Origin of the sequence: Microbispora sp. CA-102843 (genome assembly GCF_050936215.1) — a bacterium.
GTDB lineage: Bacteria > Actinomycetota > Actinomycetes > Streptosporangiales > Streptosporangiaceae > Microbispora.
Genome location: NZ_JBNJNF010000001.1, coordinates 5,691,872 through 5,713,996, shown reverse-complemented (window position 1 = coordinate 5,713,996; position 22,125 = coordinate 5,691,872). Strand labels below are relative to the sequence as shown.

Genomic DNA, 22,125 nt, shown 5'->3' with positions numbered 1-22,125 from the left:
GGCCTCCGAGGAGAGCAGCGTGACGACATCCACCACCTCCGCGAACCCCGTCGACGTCCTGATCGTCGGAGGCGGCATCGGCGGCCTCAGCGCGGCCTTCGCCCTGGCCCGCGAGGGCCTGCGGGTGCGCGTGCTGGAGCAGGCCCGCGAGTTCGGCGAGGTCGGCGCCGGTCTCCAGATCGCACCCAACTGCACCCGGATCCTGCACGACTACGGCCTGCTGGAGGAGGCCAAGAGCCTCGGCGTGCTGCCGGAGAGCATGGTGATGCGCGACGCCGTCGACGGCAGTGAGCTGACCCGCCTGGACCTGGTCGACCTGGAACGCACGTACGGTTTCCCCTACATGGTCATCCACCGCAGCGACCTGCACGGCATCTTCCTGCGCGCCTGCCGGGCCGCAGGAGTCGGCCTGGTCACCGACGCCCGCGTCAGCGGCTACGAGAACACCGCGTCCGGCGCCCGGGTGCTGCTGGCGGACGGCCGCGCCGACGAGGCCCGGATCGTCGTCGCCGCCGACGGCCTGCACTCGGTCGCGCGCCGGCTTCTGGCCGAGGACGAGCCGGTCAGCTCCTCCTACGTCGCCTATCGTGCCGCGGTGCCCATCGAGCAGGTCGGCAGGGACGTCGACCTCAGCGAGGTCTCGGTCCACGTCGGCCCGCGCTGCCACTTCGTCCAATACGGGCTGCGCGGCGGCGAGATGCTCAACCAGGTCGCGGTCTTCGAGTCCCCCAAGGCCCTCGCGGGCGAGGAGGACTGGGGCACGCCCGACGAACTGGACGCCGCCTTCGCCGCGACCTGCCCGGAGGTCCGGGCCGGCATCCCGCTGATGTGGCGCGACCGCTGGTGGCGGATGTTCGACCGCGACCCGATCATGACCTGGGTCGACGGCAACATCGCGCTGCTCGGCGACGCCGCCCACCCGCCGCTGCAGTACATGGCGCAGGGCGCGATCATGGCGGTCGAGGACGGCTGGGTGCTCGCCAAGCACGTCGCCGCTCGCCGCGCCGAGGACGGCACGATCGACTGGCAGGGCGCCCTGGCGGCCTACGAAGCCGTCCGCCCCGAGCACTGCCGGCGCGTCCTGACCACGGCCCGCGCCTGGGGCGAGCTGTGGCACCTGGACGGCGTCGCCCGGCTCCAGCGCAACACGCTCCTGCGGGCCCGCGACACCTACGACTACTCCTTCACGGAGTGGATCTACGGCCCCACGGCACTGACGCCGGGGGAGGAGCCGCCGATGTTCTCACCGATCCCACTCGACTCCGCCGATTGGATCCTGTCGGCGTCTCCGACCTGATCGGCATGGCGGAAGCGTCCTCCGCACCTGCTCAGTGGCGGCCGATCGAGCCGACCCAGCTCTCTGTGAGGACGTCCAGCATCTCGTCGCGCCCGACACCCCAGGTCCCCGGTTTCCAGTGGCGCGCGACGTAGTCGAGCTCGGTGATGGCGATGACGCTGCGGAAGTGGCGGGTGCCGGCCGGGAACCGGCCGGCACGGTCGAGCCCCTCCTTGATGTCGCCGATGGCCTCGTTCAGCCACTCGTCGAGGAGCGTGCGGATCGCGGGGTCGACGGCCGCGGCCTCGAAGGCGGTCGTGGTGTAGGGGCGGATCGCATCCCATCGTTCCGAGGTCGACGCGAGCCACCCGCGGATCCGCTCGCGCGAGCCGTCCTCGACCACGGCGACCAGCTCACGCTCGGTCGACCCGTGCTCGGCCGAGGGGACCCGGTCGAGGGCGGCGTTGAGCCGCTCCGAGATGAGGGCCTTCATCAGGTCGACCTTTGACGGGAAGTGCGCGTAGAAGGTCACCCGCGTCGTCCCCGCCGCCGACGCGATGTCGTCGACCGTCGTCGTCGCGTAGCCCTTCGACACGAACAGGTCCAGACCGGCGTCGAGCAGGAGCTTTCGGGTCATCTCCTTCTGTGCCGCACGAAGCGTCGCCATGCCGGTCAGCATAAGGCACCACGGCTGCGTTCCGCTCTCACTGATCGTTGTGAATACGTTCCGCTCAGACGATTGACGTCGTGTTAAGTCATGTGACACCTTGCACACCCAATAGGGGATCGCGCTCACAGCGGGTGGCCGGTCCCGAGCGGTCGGAACCGATCGCCCGGCTCGTCGACAAGGAAGAAGTCCGCAATGACCCAGACCGCTGCGCGCAAGCAGGGCTACACCGCCACGGTGGTCGCCGGCTGCTTCGCCGTACTCCTCGCGCAGGTGGCGTACTCGCTGCCCGGCGCGCTCAACGGCACCTTCCAGCAGGAGTTCCAGACCACCGGTGCCGAACTGACCTGGGTCACGGCCGCCTTCGCCATCCCGATGGTCGTCTTCGAGCTGACCACCGGCGTGATCGGTGACCTGTTCGGTCGCAAGCGGCTGCTGCAGGTCGGCGCTCTGCTGACCGTTGCCGGCTCGGTCGCCTGCCACCTCGCCGAGACGATCCAGGTCCTGTGGATCGGGCAGGTCGTCGCGGGGCTCGGGGCGGCGATCCTCTACCCGATCTCGCTCGCCATGCTGGCCGCGGTCAGCCCGTCGCAGGAGGCCCGCTCCAAGGCCATCGCCGTCTGGGCAGGCTTCCTGTCGATCGGTGCGGCGATCTCTCCGCTGATGGGTGGGTGGCTGGCCGCGGAGGGCGACTGGCGGACGTCGTACATCGTGGTGATCGCGGCGGCGGTCGTCTCGATCATCGTCACTCAGTTCGCTGCCGACTCCTCGGCGCCGGAGGGGCGCAAGCTGGACATGCCGGGCCAAGTCACGCTGGCCCTCGGTCTGATCGCCATCCTCTTCGCCGCCACGCAGGGCTCCGAAGCCGGCTTCGCCCGCCCAGAGATCATCGGTGCCTTCGTCGCGGGCCTCGTGCTCCTCGGCGCCTTCGTCGTCATCGAGCTGCGGGCCGACGTGCCGCTGCTGCACCTCGGCATCTTCGCCAACCGTTCCTACTCGATCGTCGCGATCGCCACGGTGGTCGGCATGTTCGCGTTCCTCGCGACCTGCTACTCGATGAGCATCTGGCTCGGCGCGGTCCAGCACCAGAGCGCTCTCAAGATCGGCGTGCTGTTCCTGTTCATCCAAGGTCCGGCCTTCGTGCTGGTGCCGGCCGTCTCCCACCTGATCCGGAACTTCTCGCCTCGCTGGGTGCTCACCGCCGGCTTCGCCCTCATCGCCGTCAGCGGCGTCTGGTGCTCGACGTTCGACGTCCACGACATGGACTGGACGCGGTTCATCGGTCCGATGCTGGCCCTCGGTGTCGGCTTCGCGCTCACCGTCGGCTCGGTCACGGCCGTCGCGATCAACACCGTTCCGCTGCGGCTCGCCGGCATGGCCAGCGCCACCACCAACCTGCTCCGCGACTTCGGCTTCGCTCTCGGTCCTGTGCTCATCGCCGCGCTCGCGGTCAGCCGGGCGAACGGTGACCTGACCGCCGGTTTCGGCAAGGCGATCGGCGGGTCCGGGCTCGAGCCGCCGTACACCGAGGTCGCCGGGGGGATCGCACAGGGGAGTGGCGCCATGGCGATCAATTCGATGCCTGTCGTGCCCGGCACCGGTCCGGCCATGCCGCCGGTGCCGATGCCGGAGAGCCTCCGCGCGCTCGCACTCGAGTCGCTGGGCAGCGCCTACAGCCTCGCCTTCCTGGTCGCCAGCCTCTGTGCCGCAGCCGCCGCGGCTCTGACGCTGTTCGGACTCTTCGGCTCGAAGCGCGCCGGCGTCGAGGAACCGCTGATCGACGAGGAGCCCGTCCCCGCCGGGTGACCTGAGAACCGCAGGACCGAGCCGAGGTCCCCGCTTCCCGGAGGTGGGGACCTCGACCCGTGCCGTCTTACCGTAAGACAATTAATTTTACCTGCAGGAAATACACTTGACGTCCTGTAAATCCAACTGACACCATTCACAGCGCGGCGTGACGGCAGTCACCCGTCGAGACCGAAAGGAGTGGCAGTGATGGGTGCCCAGACTGCCGAGAACGCCAGCGGCAACAGCGTGAACACCGTCCTCGGCCCCGTTCCCGCGCGGGAGCTGGGGGTCGTCGCGGTCCACGAGGCTCTGCTGTCGGTGGTTCCGGGAGCGGAGTACGCGTTCGACGTCACCATCGACCGTGCCGAGATCTTCGAGATCCTGGCCGAGAAGCTGAAGGACTTCCGCAGGCACGGCGGCGGGACGATCGTCGACAGCACCGGCATGTTCCACGGACGCGATGTCCGGCTGTACGAGGCCCTCTCGCGCACGACCGGCGTGCACATCGTCGCCTCGACGGGCCAGGGCCCCGAGGAGATGCTCGGCGGCTACTTCCTGACGCCGCAGACCAACCCCCCGACGCCATGGCCGGCCGAGAGGTTCGCCGACCTCTTCGCGAAGGAGGTCACCGAGGGCATGGCGGTTCCCCGTGTCGAGCGGCGGGGTGCCGCGGGCCTGGTGGCCACCGCCGCGACCCTCTCGGGCATGACCGCGACCGACGAGAGCCTGTTCCGCGGTGCGGCCCGCGCCGCCTCGGCCACCGGTGTCCCGGTGTCCATCCGCTACGGGAACGACGCCGTGCGCGACCTCGAGGTCGTCCTGGACGAGAAGCTGCCGGCCGGCCGCGTCGTCGCCGGCGGGCTCGACCGCAAGGACGCCGTCACGGCCGGCGCGCCGTTCGAGGTCGCGACGCGCGGCGCCTACGTGGCCCTCGACCACGTGGGCACCGAGGACGACGCCCACGTCACCGACCCCGAGCGCGCCGCCCTGGTCGCCGAACTGATCGAGGCCGGCCACGGCGACCGGATCCTGCTCTCGAGCAACGCGACCGGCGTCGCCAAGGGCCACCCGGCCAACGACGTGGCCTACAGCTACGTCCTGACCACGTTCGTCCCCCTCCTCAAGGCGCAGGGCCTCGGCGACGGGGACGTCCGGCGGATCCTCGTGGACAACCCGCGCGACCTGCTGTCGGTGCGCTGAGCGCGCGACAGCCCAAGATCACCAAGTTTCTGCCTAAAAGGTGAGTGCTGTGTCGAGAGTGAACACCGTCCTGGGGCCGATCCCGACCGAAGAACTGGGTCTCGTGGCCGTCCACGAGCACATCGGGTATGGCATGCCGGGCTCCGAGCTGGACACGAAGTGGTGGAAGACCCCCGAGCAGCGGTTCGAGGAGACCGTCCCGAAGCTGCGCCGGTTCCGTGAGTACGGCGGCGGCACGTTCGTCGACGCGACCGGCATCTGCAACGGCCGAGACGTCGACTATTACAAGTCGCTGTCCGCGAAGACCGGCGTGCACATCGTCGCGAGCACCGGCTTCGTCGGCGGCGACACCGCGCTGCCGTTCTTCGCCCGGGCGAGCGTGGAATACCTGACCGAGCACTTCATCCACGAGATCACCGTCGGCGTCGGCGACACCGGCGGACGCGCCGGCATCATCAAGGTCGGCGTGAGCCGCGGCGGCCGCATGACGGACCTGGACAAGCGCATCTACCGCGCCGCCGCCCGCGCCGCCCTGGCCACCGGCGTGCCCATCCTGACCCACCTCGCGATCGACGCCGAGAACGCGATCGCCATCTTCGACGCGGAGGGTCTCCCGCTCGACCGCGTTCTGTTCGGGCACGTCGACGATGGGGTGAACGCCGACAAGACACGCGACACCTGGATCGCGGAGCAGGGCGGCCGGGTCGGGTTCGACACCTTCGGCTACGAGACCGAGCTCGAGGACCCGCCTTTCTGGGCCCGCCCGCGCAAGGAGCGGCTGGACCACTTCCTCCGGTTCATCGGTCAGGGGCACCTGGGCAAGGTGCTCGCCTCGGCCGACGCCAACTGCAGCCCACTGGGCTGGCCGGGCGTGAAGGGCCACACCGTCAACTACATCTTCGAGGACCTCATCCCGGACCTGCGCGCCGCCGGGCTCGACGAGGCTGCGATCACGACCGTCTTCGTCGACAACCCCGCCGACTTCCTGACGATCCAGAACTGACAAGGACCGGACCATGCAGCCCTCAGACCTGAAGAACCTGAACATCGCCGTCGTCGGCGCGGGGTACGCCGGCGCCGCCGCGGCCAAGGCCCTGAGCCTCCTCGGCGCCACCGTCGACGTCTACGAGCAGGCGAGCCAGATCCGCGAGGTCGGCGCCGGCATCGGCCTGCGGCCGTCCACCATGGACCGCTTCCGCCAGTGGGGCATCTTCGACGCGATCGCGAAGGTGAGCTCGCCGAGCGACTACTTCGAGATCCTCACCCCCACCGCCGAACCGATCATGAAGGAGGCGTGGCCGGAGATCGACACCTTCGGCGAGAAGACCCACCTGATCCACCGCGGGGACTTCATCGAGGCTCTCCTGGGCGTGCTCCCCGAGGGCATGGTGCACCTCGGTCACAAGCTGGAGAGCGTCGAGGACGAGGGTGACAAGGCGACGCTGCTCTTCGCCAACGGCGAGTCGGTCACCGCCGACCTGGTGGTCGGCGCCGACGGCATCAAGTCGGTCGTGCGCGGGCAGCTGTTCGGCGACAACCAGCCGGTGTTCTCCGGCGAGCACGCCTACCGCGCGGTGATCTCCGTCGACGACGCTCACGGGATGGCCGTCGACGACAACCTCCGGATGTACATCGGCCGGGGCACGAAGGTCTACTTCCTGCCGTTGCGCCACCGCGACCAGGTCTCGTTCGACATCACCGCCCTGTGCCCGGACGGCACCTGGGCGCCGCAGGTCACCAAGGACGACCTGCTGAAGACCGTCGAGGGTTTCGACGAGCGGATCGTGAACATCACCCGCGGCCTCGACATGGACGCCGTCAACTGCCGCGCGGTCTACGACATCGACCCGGTCGGCACGTGGCACTCGGACTCCGTCGTCCTCGTGGGCGACGCGGCCCACTCGATGCTGCACCACCAGGGCCAGGGCGCGAACTCGGCGATCCTGGACGCCGGCGCCCTCGCCGACGCCCTGAAGGAGGCCGACTCCGTCGAGGAGGCGCTGGCGCGTTACCAGGCCACCCGCAAGCCGGTGACCGACGAGCTGCAGCGGATCTCGCGCCGGGGCTGGACCGAGGACGAGATCAACGACGTCTTCCCCGGCCAGAAGCCCGTGTCCCAGAAGCCCGTGTCCCAGAAGCAGGGGGCCTGACGCCATGCCACTGCACCCCGACATCGCCCAGGTCCTCGCCACCCTGCCTGCCCCGCCGCCCGGTCCGCTCGACCCGGTCGCCATGCGTGCGGCCGAGGAGGCGCAGGTTCCTCCCATGGGGGAGCGCCTGCCGCTCCATTCGGTCGAGGACACCGCGGCGCGGACTCCGGCGGGCGAGGTCCCCGTGCGGATCTACACGCCGGTCGAGGCCGACGCGTACGGCCTGCTGGTCTACTTCCACGGCGGCGCGTTCTTCCTCGGCGGCCTCGAGACGCACGACCACCTCGCGCGCTCCCTGGCCAAGGAGACCGGGCTCAAGGTGGTCTCCGTCGGCTACCGGCTGGCGCCGGAGCACGCCTTTCCCGCCGGTCTCGAGGACTGCTACGCCGTGGTCCGATGGGCCGCGGAGAACGGCGAGACCCTGGGCTGGGACGGCACGACGCTGGCCATCGCCGGTGACAGCTCCGGCGGTACGTTCGTCGCCGCGGTCGCCGGCATGGCGCACGACGACGGCTTCGACCGGATCACCCATCAGGTGATGTTCTACCCGTCGCTCGACCTGGACTTCGACGTCGACCGCTACGCCTCGCTGCGCGAGAACGCCGTCGGCTACGGCCTGGAGACGGCGGGGCTGAAGCCGTTCAACGCCTTCTACCTCGGCAGCGGCGCCGACCCCGCCGATCCGCTGGTCTCGCCGATCAAGCGGGCCGACCTCGCCGGGCTGCCGCCCGCCCTGATCGTGACCGCGGAGTGCGACCCGCTGCGCGACGAGGGCGAACTCTACGGCCGGCGCCTCACGAAGGCCGGAGTCGACGCCACGGTGAGCCGCTACCCGGGCGCCAACCACGGATTCGCGCAGAACTTCTCCTGGATCCCGGAGTACCACCGGGTCTTCAAGGAGACGGCCGCCTTCCTGAAGAGCGGGTCATGACGCACGTGAACGTTCATCCCCTGGTCTCGCCGTGGGGCCGGTTCGGTCTGTACAGCTTCTTCATCGACGCCCCCCAGCCGGCCATCGTCGACACGGGGATCGCCTCCTCGCCCGCCGAGGGCATGGTCCCCGCGCTCGAGGCCATCGGGCGCCGCATCGAGGACGTGCGCTGGATCCTGCTGACCCACGGTCACATCGACCACGTCGGCGGCGCCCACGCCCTCTGGGAACTCACCGGCCGGCGCGCGGAGGTGGTCATCCACGAGGCCGACGCCCCGATGCTGCGCTCGCGCCGGGCGCACGTGAACGAGTACCTCCACGGCCGGGCGCGGTATCTGGACGACCCCGAAGGCGCGGCGAAGGTGGCGGCCGCCGCCGATGCGGTCATCTCCGGCGAGATGGAGCCGACCATGCTGCTCAAGGGCGGCGAGACCCTCTCGCTCGGCGGCGACGTCACCGTCTCCGTCCACTCGGTCCCAGGCCACACGCCCGGATCGGTGGCCTATGTGATCGACGGCCAGGGCTCCGTGTTCGTCGGCGACGCCGTCCAGGTCCACGGGGCCGCCAACGGCTTCCCCGGCTACGCGGATCCCGTCGCGTACCGCGCCAGCCTTCGGTATCTGCGCGACGAGATCCGTCCGCGGCACCTGTACCTCGGGCATCCGTACCGCCGCGCGGACGGCGTGCCGTACGGCGTCGAACTCGACGCCGGCCAGGCTCGGGAGGCGCTCCAGGGGAGCCTGGACGTCGAGGCCGGTGTCGGCGAAGCGGCCTGCCGCTGTCTTCAGGACGGCCTGCGGGAGACGGACTCGCCGTACTCCCCGTTCGCCCCCGTCGCCGAGACGCTCGGCTACACCGGCGACCCCACGCTGGAGCCGTCGCCGTTCTTCACGTCGATGCACGGCTACCGCACGCACTTCGACCAGAACTCGTGACACAGGACAAGGAACTTCGCACTCATGGCTGACTTCCAGACGATCCAGGCGGGCGAGCAGACGATCGCCGTCCGTAAGGACCTGCGGGTGCCGATGCGCGACGGGGTCACCCTCGCCGTGGACGCCTACCAGGGCACGGAGGACAGGCCGCGGCCGGCCCTGATCGCGATGAGCGCCTACGGCAAGGAACTGCAGGCGCTCGCCCTCACCACGCCGCCGCAGCGTCGCCCCAGCCCGATGTGGGACGGCTGCATCGAGGCCGGTGACATCGCGCGCGTCGTCAAGGAGGACTACGTCCACGTCATCGGTGACATGCGCGGCACCGGTGACTCCGGCGGCGTGATGATCGGCAACTACAACGCCGGTGGCGTTCCCCAGGGCCAGGACCTGTACGACCTCATCGAATGGGTGGCCGAGCAGCCGTGGTGTGACGGAAACGTCGGCATGATCGGCATCTCCTACTTCGGGTCGATGCAGGTGTACGCCGCGGCAGAGCGGCCGCCGCACCTGAAGGCGATCTTCGTCAGCGGCGGCCATTTCGACTTCTACGAGACCACCTACCACGGCGGCATCATGTGGTTCATGCCGCGGGCCGCCCGCGAGGGACGCGGTGGCGACTCCGGCATCGCGCACACCGACGTCAGGTCCCGGATGCAGGAGGTCCACTCCCCGGAGGAGCTCGGGAAACTCGTCGGAGAGCGGCTCCGGGACCCGGACGTGGCCGCGTGGCCCAACCTCGTGCACGTGCTGAGGTACCCGAAGAACCGCGAGTTCTGGTTCGACATCGTGATGAACCCCCTCGACGGGGAGTGGTACGAGGAGCGCAACCCCATCACGCTGGCCCAGAACATCGACATCCCGGTCTATCTGCAGATCGACCAGGGACGCGGCTGGACCGTGGACGGCCACATCGAGCTGTTCGACGTGCTGAAGGGTCCCAAGAAGCTGGACATCGGCTCCTACCCGCCGATGCAGTCGCGCCCCTGGATCGAGGAGCACGACAAGATGTTCCGCTGGTACGACTACTGGCTCAAGGGCATCGACAACGGAATCATGGACGAGCCGGCCGTGAGCGTCTTCGTGGAGGGCTCGCGCGAGGTGGTCACCGCGGAGCAGTGGCCGCCGAAGGAGATCGAGTACAAGCCGCTGTACCTGCGCCCGCGCCACAAGCTCTCCCGGGAGCCCGAGCTGATGGGCGCGGAGCACGCCGCCCCGGACGGCTTCTACCAGGCGCCGCTGACGGTGACCGACAAGGTGGAGATCGTCAGCTGGAGCACCGAGCCGTTCGAGGAGCCCACGGAGCTCATCGGCGCCGGTGCGGCGCACCTGTTCGCCGAGATCGACCAGGACGACACGAATCTCATCATGCGGCTGTGGGACGTCGCCCCGAACGGAAGCCGCCAGCTGATCACCACAGGCTTCCTCAAGGCGTCGCACCGCGAGCTGGACGACCGGACGACCGAGGGCAACCCGTACCACCCGCACACCCGCGCCGTGCCGGTGGAGCCCGGGAAGATCGAGGAGTACGTCCTGCGGCTCTATCCGTTCGCCGCGACGTTCAACCCCGGCCACCGTCTGGTGGTGGAGCTGTCCAACGACGAACCGCTGGCCGACGCGCACAACTCGCTGCTGCCGCCGGACGCGTTCCACCTGCCGGTGGGCCGCCCCGTCACCCACAAGATCTATCGCGACTCCGCCCACCGGTCCCGGCTCGTGCTGCCGTTCACGAAGCGCACCGGGGCGGAGAACAGGTAGCCGACCGGAGCCGACCAAGGTGCGTGAGTCCATCGCAGCGGCGAACCGTCGGTCGTGACGGGACTGGGTGACGGCATGCCGGCCGTACCTCGGCGAAGAGCGCCGCTGGTTTGACCTTGACGCTGCGTCAACTTCTAGCATCGGCGCCATGTCGATCACTGTCCTTGACACCTACTCCGCCATGAGGCGGATCCTGCTGGCCCCGGTCGCGGACCGCGTTGACCTGCTGCGTTCGATGCTGGAGCCCACGAGGGGCATGTACCGCTACCACCCCGGCGAGGTCGACCTGGTGGCCATGCACCTCGAAGCGTCCGGGTTCCCCATCGACCGCGACGAGGAGCGCTGCCTCGACGCGCTCGAAACCCTGGCGGCGGCCGGAGCATGGGAGCGGATGCGACGCGCCCTCGACGACGCTCTCGCCGTACTGCTGGAGGCGACGCCGGGGCTGGGGGCCCCGGACATCACCGTGCTGTTCGTGCTCGGCGATCCGGGTGACGAGCACTTCATGGGTCCCTGCCAGGGAGTGACCGGGTTCGGCGGCATCTCGGGCCACATCGTGATCACGCTCTGGCCCTTCCCCGAGAACGTGGAGCGGCTGGAGGCCACCGCCGTGCACGAACTCCACCACAACCTGCGGTTCGGCCCGGGCGGGGTTGTGTGGGACCCGATGACCGTCACGGTCGGCGATCACATCGTCTCCGAGGGCCTGGCCGACGCCTTCGCCCGACAGCTATACGGCGACCGGCTCGGCCCCACCCGCATCGGCGTGCCGCACCTGCACGACGACGAGATCTTCGGCAAGGTGCTCACCGGGCTCGACGTGACAGGCATGCGGAACTTCACCGCCTGGGTGCACGGCGACCCCAGCGCCGAGCGCTTCGGCCTCACCCCGGTGGGACTGCCGATGGGCGCCGGGTACGCCGCGGGCAACAGGCTGGTCGACACCTACCTGGCGGCGACTGGGCAGACGGCGGCGCAGGCCCTGCACGCCGACAGCTCGGAGATCATCGCCGCCACGCTCCGCCGCGGGTGACACTGGAACGATGGAGTGGACGATCCAGGAACTCGCGACGAGGGCCGGCATCACCAGCCGCACCCTGCGTCACTACGACCGCGTCGGGCTCTTGGCACCGTCCCGGGTCGGCGCGAACGGGTACCGCTACTACAACCCCACCGCGGTCGCCCGGCTCCAGCGGATCCTGCTCATGCGCCGGCTCGGCATGGGCTTGCCGGCCATCGCCGAGGTCCTGGCCGACGAGGTGGACACGTGCGACGGGCTCCGCGCCCACATCGCCGCGCTGGAAGAGGAACGGGACCGCATCGAACGGCAGATCCGGTCTGTGCGTCACACGCTGGAGGCCCTGCAGACAGGGGCGGAACCGCGGATGGACGTCATGTTGGCGGGGTTCAACGACCGCTACAAGGACGAGGTGATCTCACGCTGGGGCGAGCGCGCGTTCCAAGCGAGCAACGACTGGTGGCACGGCAAGACCCTCGACCAGCAGCGGGCCTGGAAGCAGGCCGCCGAAGACCTCGTCGCGGCATGGGTCGCCGCAGTGAAGGCCGGGGTTTGTCCGACATCGGAACACGCTCAGTCACTGGCTGCCCGGCACGTCCAGTGGCTGAGCCGGATCCCGGGTACCCCCACGGCCGAGGGCGACCGGGAGCGCTCGATCGAGATGGTGAAATGCCTGGGCGACATGTACGTCGACGACCCCCGCTTCGCCGCCATGTACGACGACGCCGCAGGGGCGACGTTCGTCCGCGACGCACTGCACGCGTACGCGCGGACCCGGATGTAGCCCGTGTGGTTCGCGGAAACGACCACGCCGAGCGCGCATCCGCATCTTCGACATAATGTAGAAGATGTTCGTGGCGGGCCGTCGTGCGACTGCCTGTCTCGTCTCGTCCGAGGGCCGTACAAGATCTCGCACAAGGGGGAAGACAGTCGTGTTCGCGCGCTAGGCTCTGGCCGTCGTCGCAGTGGTCGCGGCCGTCCTGTGGCCGGTATCCGCTGCTCAGGCACATGACGCCCTGAGGTCGAGCAACCCCGGGAAGGACGCGAAGGCCACGGAGGTCGACGAGGTCGAGCTCACGTTCACCTCGGCCGTGCAGTTCCCGAAGGTGGTCGTGGCGGACTCCTCGGGTCGCAAGTTCGTAGAAGGCGACGCCCGCGTCGACGGCGGCAAGGTGACCCAGAAACTGTCCGAAACGCTGCCGTCCGGTGGCTACACGATCGCTTACCGGGTCGTCTCATCCGATGGGCACCCGATCACCGGCGAAGTGCCGTTCCGCGTCGTCGCGCCCGCGACGCCTGCCGCTGCCACCCCCACAGCCGTGAACAGTGCGGCATCGGAGGTTGTCACCACGCCATCGGCGCCGGCCGCCCCGGCGTCGGAACCGACCGAGGCCGGGCCTCCGCAGGCGGCTTCGACGAGCGGCACCTCGTCGACCAACGTCTGGCTGCTCGTCGCCGGAGCCGTCGTGCTGGCGCTCGCCGTCTTCCTGCTGGCGGGTGGCAGGAAGAAGCGAGCGGAGAAGTGAGGCGGACGGCAACCGCCTCCGCCGGCTCTCGTATCCCGAGCCTGGGGGAGCGTCCCAGAGTGGTGGTCACAACCCCGGCGTGCTGTTCACCCTGACACCTCCCTCGCCGACAGCATCCCTTCCATCAGCGAGATTTCCCCTTGTTGAGCTGCGACGATCGCCTCTGCCAGCCGTCGGACGCGCTCGTCGCCGCTCAACCGCAGAGCGGCACGCGCCATGTCCACGCCACCCTTGTGATGCGCGATCATCAGGCGGAGGAACAGCGCCTCCGCCTCACGACCCTGGGCCCCCTCCAACTGCTTCAGCTGGCTGGAGGTGGCCATTCCCGGCATGGAGGCGGCCGTGTGGCCCATGGAGCCGTGCCCCTGCCGCGTCCATGTCATCGGTGGAGTCAGGGAGGTCTGCGGCAGCCCCCACATGTCGAGCCAGGCGAACATCTGGCCGATCTGCTGTTGCTGGGTCAGCGCGATGTCATAGGCGAGAGTGCGTACCTCCGCATCCGCGGTGCGGTCGCGCACGATCATCGCCATGCGGACCGCCTGCGCGTGGTGACTCTGCATGTCCCTGGCGAATCCGGCCTCGGGGGAGTCGTCCGCCGGGCCCTGACGATTGAGGGCCGCTCCGGCCAGGACGACCACCACGGCTGCGACGGCTGCGACGGCCAGGGCCCGCGGTCCCAGGCGTCTGATCCAGCTCATACGGCGGGCTCTCCCGTTCCCCCGTCGCAGGGCGCGCCCGGCTCGGGAGCTTGAGGGCTCTTCGCATGGGCACGGATGAAACGCGCGAGTCTCGGGTCGTCCGCACCGTCCAGCGTCAGTTGCCTGCCCCACGCGCTCGCGACGACCGCGGACCTCTGGTCGGCGAACGGAGAGAGGACCACGTACTCCTGGCCGGCGACGAGATCGCGGAGTCTCCGCAGATCTCCCTCCGGGAGATCAGACGAGTACGTGATCCAGACGGCGCCGTGCTCCTGCGCGTGCACCACGTTCTCCGTGCGAACCGGCTGGTCATAGACGCCGCAATTGATTCAGGTCGGGTCGTGGTCACCGCCGTACTCCACCTGCCACGGCGATCCCGCTCATCAGAAGGGCCGAGGTGCCGACCAGAGTGACCCTCCGCAACCGGTCGGACCTTCGCTGCCGGGCCTGCAGTTGTGAGAGGCGCTCTTTCCTGGTCGCCTGTTCCGCACCGCTCATCGGGCTTCTCCTCTCGCCTACCTTCTACGATGCGTAGAACTTCTACGGAACGTAGAATATGGCGGCTGTAAAGCCAGTTCGGGCGGGCTCGTGGACGTCGCCGACCGACTCCGCTCGCGCCCTCGGCGAGGCCGACAAGGTAAAGGAATAGTTGATCGGTTGCTCACATGTGTAAACGTTGCGTATTCGCGGAACTACTTTTGGTAAGCATCGCAGGTCGAGACAGGGATCGGCCAGCCATTCCGGCCGACGCCGGACTTTGGCAGATGCGACCGAAGGGAGACATCGTGGCACTCTCGAAACGGATCGTCCCCGCGCTCGCCCTGTGTGCGGCAGCGGGGTGGCTGACCGTCGTCCCCGCAGCCGCTCAGGCGACGACGCGCTCCACCGGCGTAACCGTCCACCATTCGGCCCACACCTGCTCCTACCGGGTCTGGCGGCTGCGGCCGGGCAGCCACCTGAACGTACGCAAGGGGCCAGGGCTGCACCACCGTCCGATCGGGCGGCTCCACCGGGGCGACAGGCACGTCGCGGGCTCCTGCGGCAGCCGGGGCGGCTGGATCGCCGTCAAGCTCCCGGGCGGCGGGGCCGGCTGGGCCTCCGGCTACTACCTCCGCGGCACGAGCGCGACGACACACCCCTCGCGACCGCACCTGCGTTGTGACTACCAGGTCACGCGGGTGCGAACCGGAAGCTTCCTCAACGTGCGGAAGGGGCCGGGGGTGCACCACCGTCCGATCGGGCGGCTGAGGCCGGGCGACGGGCGGGTTCCCGGCTCCTGCGGCAGCCGGGGCGGCTGGATCGCCGTCAAGCTCCCGGACGGCAGGGTCGGCTGGGCCTCGTCGCACTACCTCCACAAGATTCGCTAGGCGGCAGCGCGCGAATCCTGCTCCATCCATTCGAGGGATCCCCTTCCCCGAGCAGGGCTTCGCGGCCCTGCTCAACGTAACCCTTGTCGGTCATCAAGCCCCCTCCGAACGCCTCATCGCAATCATGGAGGTTTCTCGTGGAGCCACACCCGCAGCACGTTCACACGCATCCACACGACGGCGACGGCTGTGAGGAGCCGGCGGATGACGCCGGCCACGCGCATCAGGAGGACGGGCGCGAGGACGGTCGGGGCCCCTGCTGTCACTCCGCCGCCCACTGAGGTCGGCATCCTCTGCGAATGACATCCCCGCTTCCGAGGTCGCCCGGGCTCGGAAGCGGGGGTTTTCGTAAGCGCGGTTCTCGCCTGTCGGCTGTCGCGGCGAATGTCGCGGTGAACCGGACACCCTACGGGCGAGATGCCTGCGTGCGTGTCCTGGCATCGGGAGCGTTGACAGATGAGATCGTCTCGTTATGCTCTCATATATGAACAGTAGTGCAAATATTGTGCCTATCGCCTCGGCCGACTCCTGCTCACTGCCTGTCGTCGATGCGGACCGTGTGGAGAGTGTGCGGCGGGCGATGCCGGCCCCGGAGACGGTGGAGGACCTGGCGCAGATCTTCGGCCTCCTGGCCGATCCCGGGCGGCTGCGGCTGATCGCGGCGCTGCTCGAGGGCGGCGAGATGTGCGTGTGCGATCTCGCGGCGGCGACCGGCCACAGCATGTCCGCCGCGTCCCATGCCCTGCGCCTGCTCCGCGTGCACAACGTGGTGAAGGTGCGGCGCGCGGGAAGGATGGCCTACTACCGCCTCGCGGACTCGCACGTACGCATGTTGTTCGATCTGGCGATCACGCACATGAGGCACGGCGAGCAGGACCGGGACCATGAGTAAGGGCCACGACCACGGCAAGGGGCACGGCCATGCGCACGGCCATGGGCATGGGCATGGGCACGCGGTCAGCGCCGAGGCCGACCGGCGGCTGCTGACCGGCGCGCTGGCGCTCATCCTCGGCTTCATGGCGGTCGAGGTCGTCATCGGTGTCATCGCGCACTCCCTCGCCCTGGTCTCCGACGCCGGGCACATGCTCACCGACGCCATCGCCATCGCCTTCGCGATCATCGCGATGCGGATCGCCGCCCGCCCGCCCCAAGGCGGCTTCACCTACGGCCTCAAACGCGCCGAGATCATCAGCGCCCAGATCAACGGCATCACCCTGCTGCTGCTCAGCGTCTACTTCGTCTACGAGGGCATCCGCCGCCTGATCGAACCCCCCGAGGTCGAAGGCGTCTACGTCGTCGCCACCGGCATCGCCGGAATCGCCGTCAACCTCGCCGCCACCTGGCTGCTGAACAAGGCCAACCGCGCCAGCCTCAACGTCGAGGGCGCCTTCCAGCACATCCTCAACGACCTGTTCGCCTTCATCGCCACCACCGCCGCCGGCGCGGTGATCTGGCTGACCGGCTGGGGGCGCGCCGACGCCCTGGCCGCCCTGGTCGTGGCCGCCCTGATGCTCAAGGCCGGCTGGGACCTGGTCCGCGAGTCCGGCCGGGTCTTCATGGAGGCCGCCCCCGCCGGAATGAACCCCGCCGAGATCGGCCGCAAGGCCGCCGCCCTGGAACACGTCGTCGAAGTGCACGACCTGCACATCTGGGAGGTCACCAGCGGCTACCCCGCCATGTCCGCCCACATCCTGGTCACCCCCGGCGCCGACTGCCACGCCGTACGGCAGGCGGCACAGCGAATGGTCCACGACGAGTACGGCATCGACCACACCACACTCCAGGTCGACCACGCCCCGCCGGAGCTCCTCGCGATCGGCGAAACGGCGGCAGAGGCCGCCGAACCGCATTGTGCCGACGCGCACGGCCCGGCACACAGCGGCAGTGCCTCATCGGACGCGCCCGCAGAGGTCGAGCCGTCCCCAGGCCCGCCGTCCGAGGACCGTTGACCGGCTATCCGGCTGCTTCGATTTCCGGCTGGGATTCCGTCCCGGACATGAGACGGAGGAAGGACCTGACCCGGGTGTTGGCGGGATCGCTGAAGAAGGTCTGGGGGGTCTGCTCCTCGAGAATGTAGCCGTTGTCCATGAACAGGACGCGATCGGCGACCTCGCGGGCGAACGCGATCTCGTGCGTGACGATCACCATCGTCATGCCCCTCCTGGCCAGGTCTCTCAGGACCCGCAACACATCGGCCCGCAGCTCCGGGTCGAGAGAGGAGGTCGGTTCGTCGAGCAGGACGACCTCCGGGTCCATGGCCAGCGCCCTGGCAATGGCGACTCTCTGCTTCTGGCCGCCGGAGAGCCGCGAAGGGTACTCGTCCCGCTTGTCGACGAGGCCGACACGTTCCAGCAGCCGCTCTCCCACCTCCAGCGCGTAGGGCCGCGGCAGGCGTCGTACGGACAGCGGCCCCTCCACGACGTTCTGCAGGACCGTCAGGTGGGGGAAGAGGTTGTAGTGCTGGAACACCATCGCGGTGCGGATGCGGATGTCGCGGACGAGCCGTGCCTGGCCACGCCCGGAGCCCCGTACGGAGCAGTCGACGGTCCGGCCGCGGACGGTGACCGTGCCGGCGTCGGGCTGCTCCAGGAGGTTCAGGCAGCGCAGCAGGGTGGTCTTGCCGGAGCCCGACGGGCCCATGACGACCACGACCTCGCCGCTGTGGACCGAGAGGTCCACGCTTTTGAGCACCTGGAGGTCGCCGAAGCGCTTGTGGAGCCCGTGCGCGTCGATCGCGAGCCTGTCTGTCATGCGTACGCCCTTCCCATGCGCCGTTCGAGTGCCGTCTGTCCGAGGGACAGGGCGGTGTTGATGAGCCAGTAGCCGATGGCGGCGACGACGAAGGCCTCGATGTAGCGGAACGACGAGCTGCCCGCGCTCTCCGCCACGCGGGTGAGTTCGACGACTGTGATGACCGAGGCGAGCGAGGTGTCCTTCATCAGGGCGATGAACCGGTTGCCGATGGCGGGCAGGGCGGTCCGGATCGCCTGGGGGAAGATGATCCGCCCGAGTATGCGCCGGTAGGTCATCCCCATCGAGTTCGCGGCCTCCCATTGCCCCTTGTCGACGGCCAGGATTCCGCCGCGGAAGTTCTCGCTGAGGTAGGCGGCGGAGTAGAGGGTGAACGTCAGGATCGCGGAGGGGATGGGCGGGATTCTCACCCCGAGCTGGGGCAGCCCGAAGTAGACCAGCATGATCTGGATGAGCAGGGGAGTGCCCCGGAAGACCGAGACGTAGGCGATGGCCGCGAGCCTGAGCGGCAGGAACGCGGAGATCCTGGCCAGCGCGACGAGGGTGCCGAGGCCGGAGCCGAGGACGAAGGACACGAGGCCGAGAAGGAGCGTCACGGCCAGCCCCTGGAGCAGGGCGGGCATCGGCAGAGCGAGAAAGTCCATCAGGAATTCCTCTCCACGGGTGGCAGGGGGGCTTGAGCTGCCGGCAGGCCGCGTACGGCGGCCGCCATGTCGGTGCCGCCGAACCAGCGGCGCGAGATCGTCGAAAGGGTGCCGTCCGCGATCATGGCGCTGATCGCCCTGTTCACGGCGTCCTTGAACCGCCGGGACCTCTTGCGGAAGGACATGCCGAGAACCTCCTGGTGCAGCACCGGGATCGCCGCCTGGACCGGGAGTGCTTTCTTCGCGGCGAGGTAGCCGCCCTGGAACCGGGAGACCAGGGCGGCGTCGGCGCGGCCTTGGGACAGGTCCGTCAGGCCCAGCATCGCGTTCTTGTAGGTACGCACGTCCGCTCCGGGAACGGAGGCGCGCACGAACTCGGCCTCCGTGGTGCCCTCGGAAACGGCGATCCTCTTGCCTGCCAGGTCCTTCGGCGCGGTGATGCCGGTGGCGCCCCTGCGCACGAAGACGGCGACGTCGTTGACCGCGTAGGGGAGGGAGAAGTCGACCTCCTGCTCGCGCTTGCCCGTGATGGTCTGCGCGGACACCACGATGTCGAACCTGTCCGCCTGGATGCCTCCGATGAAGCTCGCGTAGTCGGAGCCGATGAAGTCCACACGGGGGATTCCCAGCCGCTTCGCGAGGTCCTTGGCGACGTCCACGTCGTATCCGGCCGGCTGCCCCGCGTCGTCGAGGAAGTTCCACGGGGGATTGGCCTGGGTCAGGGCCACGCGCAGAGAGCCGGTGGCGCGGGCGCGTGCCAGGACGTCCTCCGGGCCCGCCCCCGAGCACGCGGCGGCGAGGGGCAGCGAGACCAGGAGCGCCACGGGCCCGGCGGCCCTGCGGCGGATTCCGCCGGTCGTCCGGGTCCTCCGGCGCCGTCTGTCACGGCTGTGGCCGTACGCGGTACGCACGGTCAGCCGTTCGGGGAGAGGTAGTGGGGGCCGTGCGGGTCGGCACAGTGACGGGGGTCGACGCAGTCGAGCGCATCCGTCGCCGGTCGAGAGGCCTGGTCGACCTGCAATGTCGTGTGGGAGATGCCGTAGGAGCTCGCGAGCAACTCCTGCAGCCGGCGCCGTACCGTGCCGCAGTCGCCCGGAGGCCGGACGAAGACGTGCGCCGACAGCGTCAGGTCGCCGGAGGTGAGCTCCCAGATGTGCAGGTCGTGCACCTCGGCGACGTCCGGTTGCGTGGCCAGCCGCGCGCCGATCTCAGCGGGAATCAGCCCGGCGGGGGCCGCCTGGAGGAAGATCCGCCCGGTCTCGCGGACGAGGCCGTACCCGGCCTTGAGCATCAGCGCCGCGACGATCAACGTGGCGATCGCGTCCGCCCGGGCGAAGCCCGTCACGAGCACGATCAGCCCGGAGATCGCGGTGGCGATGAACGCGAACAGGTCGTTGAGGATGTGCTGGAACGCACCCTCCACGTTCAGGCTGCTTCGGTCAGCCTTGCTGAGCAGCCAGGTGGCCGCGACGTTGACCACGATGCCGGCCAGCGCCGTGACCAGCACGAGGCCGCCCTCGACCTCCGGCGGGACGATGAGGCGCCGAATCGCCTCGTAGAAGAAGAACCCCGCCAGCACCAGCAGCGTCGCACCGTTGAGCTGCGCCGACAGGATCTCGGCTCGCTTGAACCCGTAGGTGAACCCGCCTCGTGGCGGGCGGGCGGCCAGCGCCATCGCCACCAGGGCGAAGGCGATCGAGGCGGCGTCGGTGAGCATGTGCCCGGCGTCGGAGATGAGTGCCAGGGACCGCGCGACGAGCCCGACGACCAGCTCGGCCGCCATGAACGCGACGAGAAGCGCCAGAGCGGCGCTCAGGAGCCGCTTGTCCGCGTTCGCCGAAACGGCATGTCCGTGACCGTGTCCGTGTCCATGGCTGTGACCGTGACCGTGGTGCGCGCTTCCCCCGCGACCGTGACTCTGCCTGTCTCCGCGAGGGGGTCCGCCTTCGTCGGCAGACGTCGCTCCGTCTCTCCGGCTCTGATCATGCTCATGATGCGGCTGTTCGTGATGGGGGTGGCCATGTCCGTGGCCGTGGCCGTGGCCCGGCTCGTGCCGGTTCTCGTGGCCGGTTGCTTGATCCGGTGCCGGGTGATGCGGAACTGCCATGGTGAGAACGCCTCCTGATCCCAAGCGCCTGTGACGGCTCGACGGCACGGCTTCCTCCTGCCATCGCCGAGAAGCATCAGTGCCGGAAGGCCCTCAGCAGGCTCTGGCGCTGCCGCTCGCTCGGGTCACCCACCCGGGCTCTCTTGCCGATGCCGCTTGCCGCCATGAGCGCGGCGGCAGGGGAGCGATCATGACGAGGAAGGGCGCGAAGGAGACCGGCAACGGGAATGTGCCTCGTCACCGAGTCCTCCCGATTCACCACCTGGGCCGCCGACATGTGGCCAGAGGCGACCGCCGCCCGGAGCTCTGCTCGGGTCGGAAGCCGAGATACCGCGGACACGGGAGATGATTCGCTGAGCCGCGCCACGGCGACGTGAGCGACGGCCCTGGTAGAGGCAGAGCCGGCTGCCATGGCCCTGCCGGGCGGCTCCGCTGTCTGGGCGCCTTCCTCCTCCTCGTGCATACCGTGCGCCGCGGCCAGAAGGGCGCCGGCCGTTAGGGAAACGGTGGCGGCGATCGCGAGATGCCGTTTGGAGAGGCGGCCGTTCCGCTGCCTGCTGCCGGCGAGCCTCATGCCGACGATCGCCGTGCGCGACAGGACGCCGATGACCACTCCGAGCAGGATCGGCACCCACTGCTGAGGCAGCGGCCGAAGGGTGGCGATCAGCACACCTACGGCAGGGCTGAGGCAGGCCACCACCAACCACGGGCTCAACCGCTGCTTGGCCATGTCGAGAAGCGCGGCGAGCGCCAGCCCCTCGCTGGCGGAGTGCACCGTCAGGGCAAGGATGATCACAGCGGAGGCGGTCAACGCCAGCGTTGCTCCTTCGATCGCCCGATGCAATGTCAGGGCCGCCGCCGTGCCCATGCCGCCGTACAGCGCCGCACCGACCACCTCCTTGACCCGCCGGTGCAGACCGGGCGCGTGCCTGCCGGCACGGGGCTGGTCCTCGTCGTGAGGACAGGCGCAACCCTTGCGGGTGAAATAAGTGATCACGGTGAAACCGAAGACGGCCGCCGCCGCCACCATCCAGAGCGGGGTGCCGCTTTCCGCCGCGTCGTGCCAGGCGTCGGGAAGCAGGTCGACGAGAGCCGTTACCAGCATCATCGCCGAGGCGATCGCCAGCCAGATCGTCATCCGTTCCGAGTTCCGCCGGGCGAGCCATGCGCCTGCGAGGGTCGAGGCGCAGACCAGCGCCACGGCGGCCCACGCCTCCTGCCCGGCGGGTTGCCGCTCCAAGGCGGCTCCGACAACCCCCGGCCAACCTGTCAGTGGCATCTGTGCGTCTCCTGAGGTCGAGTCGTTGAAGCG

At 69.4% G+C, this 22,125-nt stretch carries 23 protein-coding genes; 15 read left to right on the top strand and 8 right to left on the bottom strand.

What is annotated here, in order from left to right; all coding sequences use genetic code 11:
• Positions 1–19: 19 nt before the first annotated feature.
• Complete coding sequence (locus tag ACQEVJ_RS26590; RefSeq protein WP_433105529.1) at positions 20–1,297, top strand: FAD-dependent oxidoreductase; 1,278 nt, start codon at positions 20–22, stop codon at positions 1,295–1,297.
• A 31-nt stretch (positions 1,298–1,328) separates the two neighbouring features.
• Here ACQEVJ_RS26590 and ACQEVJ_RS26585 read toward each other — a convergent pair whose 3' ends face one another.
• A complete protein-coding gene (locus tag ACQEVJ_RS26585; protein WP_433105527.1) occupies positions 1,329–1,943 on the bottom strand; it encodes a TetR/AcrR family transcriptional regulator in 615 nt (204 codons plus the stop codon).
• A 195-nt stretch (positions 1,944–2,138) separates the two neighbouring features.
• Here ACQEVJ_RS26585 and ACQEVJ_RS26580 point away from each other — a divergent pair, with 195 nt between their 5' ends.
• From ACQEVJ_RS26580 to ACQEVJ_RS26535, 10 genes are all read left to right on the top strand, one after another.
• Positions 2,139–3,749: an MFS transporter gene (locus ACQEVJ_RS26580; RefSeq protein ID WP_433105525.1), complete on the top strand. Its 1,611-nt coding sequence runs from the start codon at positions 2,139–2,141 to the stop codon at positions 3,747–3,749.
• Positions 3,750–3,938: 189 nt separating this feature from the next.
• Positions 3,939–4,931, top strand: coding sequence for a phosphotriesterase (locus ACQEVJ_RS26575; protein ID WP_433105523.1), 993 nt, complete (start codon positions 3,939–3,941; stop codon positions 4,929–4,931).
• 49 nt (positions 4,932–4,980) lie between these two features.
• A complete protein-coding gene (locus tag ACQEVJ_RS26570; protein WP_433105521.1) occupies positions 4,981–5,934 on the top strand; it encodes a phosphotriesterase family protein in 954 nt (317 codons plus the stop codon).
• Positions 5,935–5,947: 13 nt separating this feature from the next.
• Positions 5,948–7,081 carry an FAD-dependent monooxygenase gene (locus tag ACQEVJ_RS26565; RefSeq protein WP_433105519.1) on the top strand — a complete coding sequence of 378 codons (1,134 nt, stop codon included), beginning with the start codon at positions 5,948–5,950 and terminating at the stop codon, positions 7,079–7,081.
• Between the two features lie 4 nt (positions 7,082–7,085).
• Positions 7,086–8,012, top strand: coding sequence for an alpha/beta hydrolase (locus ACQEVJ_RS26560; protein WP_433105517.1), 927 nt, complete (start codon positions 7,086–7,088; stop codon positions 8,010–8,012).
• Entirely contained in the window at positions 8,009–8,947 is a 939-nt protein-coding gene (locus ACQEVJ_RS26555) for an MBL fold metallo-hydrolase (RefSeq protein WP_433105515.1), read from the top strand. Before ACQEVJ_RS26560 ends, ACQEVJ_RS26555 begins: the two co-directional genes overlap by 4 nt.
• A 24-nt stretch (positions 8,948–8,971) precedes the next feature.
• A complete protein-coding gene (locus ACQEVJ_RS26550) occupies positions 8,972–10,702 on the top strand; it encodes a CocE/NonD family hydrolase (protein WP_433105513.1) in 1,731 nt (576 codons plus the stop codon).
• Positions 10,703–10,850: 148 nt separating this feature from the next.
• Positions 10,851–11,735 carry a DUF2268 domain-containing protein gene (locus tag ACQEVJ_RS26545; protein ID WP_433105511.1) on the top strand — a complete coding sequence of 295 codons (885 nt, stop codon included), beginning with the start codon at positions 10,851–10,853 and terminating at the stop codon, positions 11,733–11,735.
• Between the two features lie 10 nt (positions 11,736–11,745).
• Positions 11,746–12,504 carry a MerR family transcriptional regulator gene (locus ACQEVJ_RS26540; RefSeq protein WP_433105509.1) on the top strand — a complete coding sequence of 253 codons (759 nt, stop codon included), beginning with the start codon at positions 11,746–11,748 and terminating at the stop codon, positions 12,502–12,504.
• Positions 12,505–12,685: 181 nt separating this feature from the next.
• Positions 12,686–13,246, top strand: a complete 561-nt coding sequence (locus tag ACQEVJ_RS26535; RefSeq protein WP_433105507.1) for a copper resistance CopC family protein — start codon at positions 12,686–12,688, stop codon at positions 13,244–13,246.
• A gap of 86 nt (positions 13,247–13,332) precedes the next feature.
• Here the strand turns inward: ACQEVJ_RS26535 and ACQEVJ_RS26530 are convergent, their stop codons facing one another.
• Positions 13,333–13,887 (bottom strand): DUF305 domain-containing protein, encoded by a 555-nt coding sequence (locus ACQEVJ_RS26530; RefSeq protein ID WP_433105505.1) that lies wholly within the window; start codon positions 13,885–13,887, stop codon positions 13,333–13,335.
• 53 nt (positions 13,888–13,940) lie between these two features.
• The gene (locus ACQEVJ_RS26525) at positions 13,941–14,273 is read right to left on the bottom strand and encodes a DUF3105 domain-containing protein (RefSeq protein ID WP_433112996.1); all 333 of its coding nucleotides are present in this window, start codon (positions 14,271–14,273) and stop codon (positions 13,941–13,943) included.
• Positions 14,274–14,729: 456 nt separating this feature from the next.
• Between ACQEVJ_RS26525 and ACQEVJ_RS26520 the strand changes: the two genes are divergently transcribed.
• From ACQEVJ_RS26520 to ACQEVJ_RS26510, 3 genes are all read left to right on the top strand, one after another.
• Positions 14,730–15,311, top strand: coding sequence for an SH3 domain-containing protein (locus tag ACQEVJ_RS26520; protein ID WP_433105503.1), 582 nt, complete (start codon positions 14,730–14,732; stop codon positions 15,309–15,311).
• A gap of 580 nt (positions 15,312–15,891) precedes the next feature.
• A complete protein-coding gene (locus ACQEVJ_RS26515) occupies positions 15,892–16,203 on the top strand; it encodes an ArsR/SmtB family transcription factor (protein ID WP_433105501.1) in 312 nt (103 codons plus the stop codon).
• Positions 16,196–17,260: a cation diffusion facilitator family transporter gene (locus ACQEVJ_RS26510; protein ID WP_433105499.1), complete on the top strand. Its 1,065-nt coding sequence runs from the start codon at positions 16,196–16,198 to the stop codon at positions 17,258–17,260. The genes ACQEVJ_RS26515 and ACQEVJ_RS26510 overlap by 8 nt, the downstream gene beginning before the upstream one ends.
• Before the next feature lie 4 nt (positions 17,261–17,264).
• Here the strand turns inward: ACQEVJ_RS26510 and ACQEVJ_RS26505 are convergent, their stop codons facing one another.
• The 4 genes from ACQEVJ_RS26505 to ACQEVJ_RS26490 all read right to left on the bottom strand — a co-directional run bounded on the left by ACQEVJ_RS26505 (position 17,265) and on the right by ACQEVJ_RS26490 (position 20,522).
• Positions 17,265–18,062: an amino acid ABC transporter ATP-binding protein gene (locus tag ACQEVJ_RS26505; RefSeq protein ID WP_433105496.1), complete on the bottom strand. Its 798-nt coding sequence runs from the start codon at positions 18,060–18,062 to the stop codon at positions 17,265–17,267.
• Positions 18,059–18,706: an amino acid ABC transporter permease gene (locus tag ACQEVJ_RS26500; RefSeq protein ID WP_433105494.1), complete on the bottom strand. Its 648-nt coding sequence runs from the start codon at positions 18,704–18,706 to the stop codon at positions 18,059–18,061. Before ACQEVJ_RS26500 ends, ACQEVJ_RS26505 begins: the two co-directional genes overlap by 4 nt.
• A complete protein-coding gene (locus ACQEVJ_RS26495) occupies positions 18,706–19,530 on the bottom strand; it encodes a transporter substrate-binding domain-containing protein (RefSeq protein WP_433105492.1) in 825 nt (274 codons plus the stop codon). Before ACQEVJ_RS26495 ends, ACQEVJ_RS26500 begins: the two co-directional genes overlap by 1 nt.
• A gap of 89 nt (positions 19,531–19,619) precedes the next feature.
• The gene (locus ACQEVJ_RS26490; protein ID WP_433112992.1) at positions 19,620–20,522 is read right to left on the bottom strand and encodes a cation diffusion facilitator family transporter; all 903 of its coding nucleotides are present in this window, start codon (positions 20,520–20,522) and stop codon (positions 19,620–19,622) included.
• Positions 20,523–20,696: 174 nt separating this feature from the next.
• Here ACQEVJ_RS26490 and ACQEVJ_RS26485 point away from each other — a divergent pair, with 174 nt between their 5' ends.
• Complete coding sequence (locus ACQEVJ_RS26485; RefSeq protein ID WP_433113370.1) at positions 20,697–20,831, top strand: hypothetical protein; 135 nt, start codon at positions 20,697–20,699, stop codon at positions 20,829–20,831.
• Between the two features lie 58 nt (positions 20,832–20,889).
• On the opposite strand, the gene ACQEVJ_RS26480 is transcribed toward ACQEVJ_RS26485, so the two are convergent.
• Positions 20,890–22,014 carry a hypothetical protein gene (locus ACQEVJ_RS26480; protein WP_433105490.1) on the bottom strand — a complete coding sequence of 375 codons (1,125 nt, stop codon included), beginning with the start codon at positions 22,012–22,014 and terminating at the stop codon, positions 20,890–20,892.
• Positions 22,015–22,125: the final 111 nt, after the last annotated feature.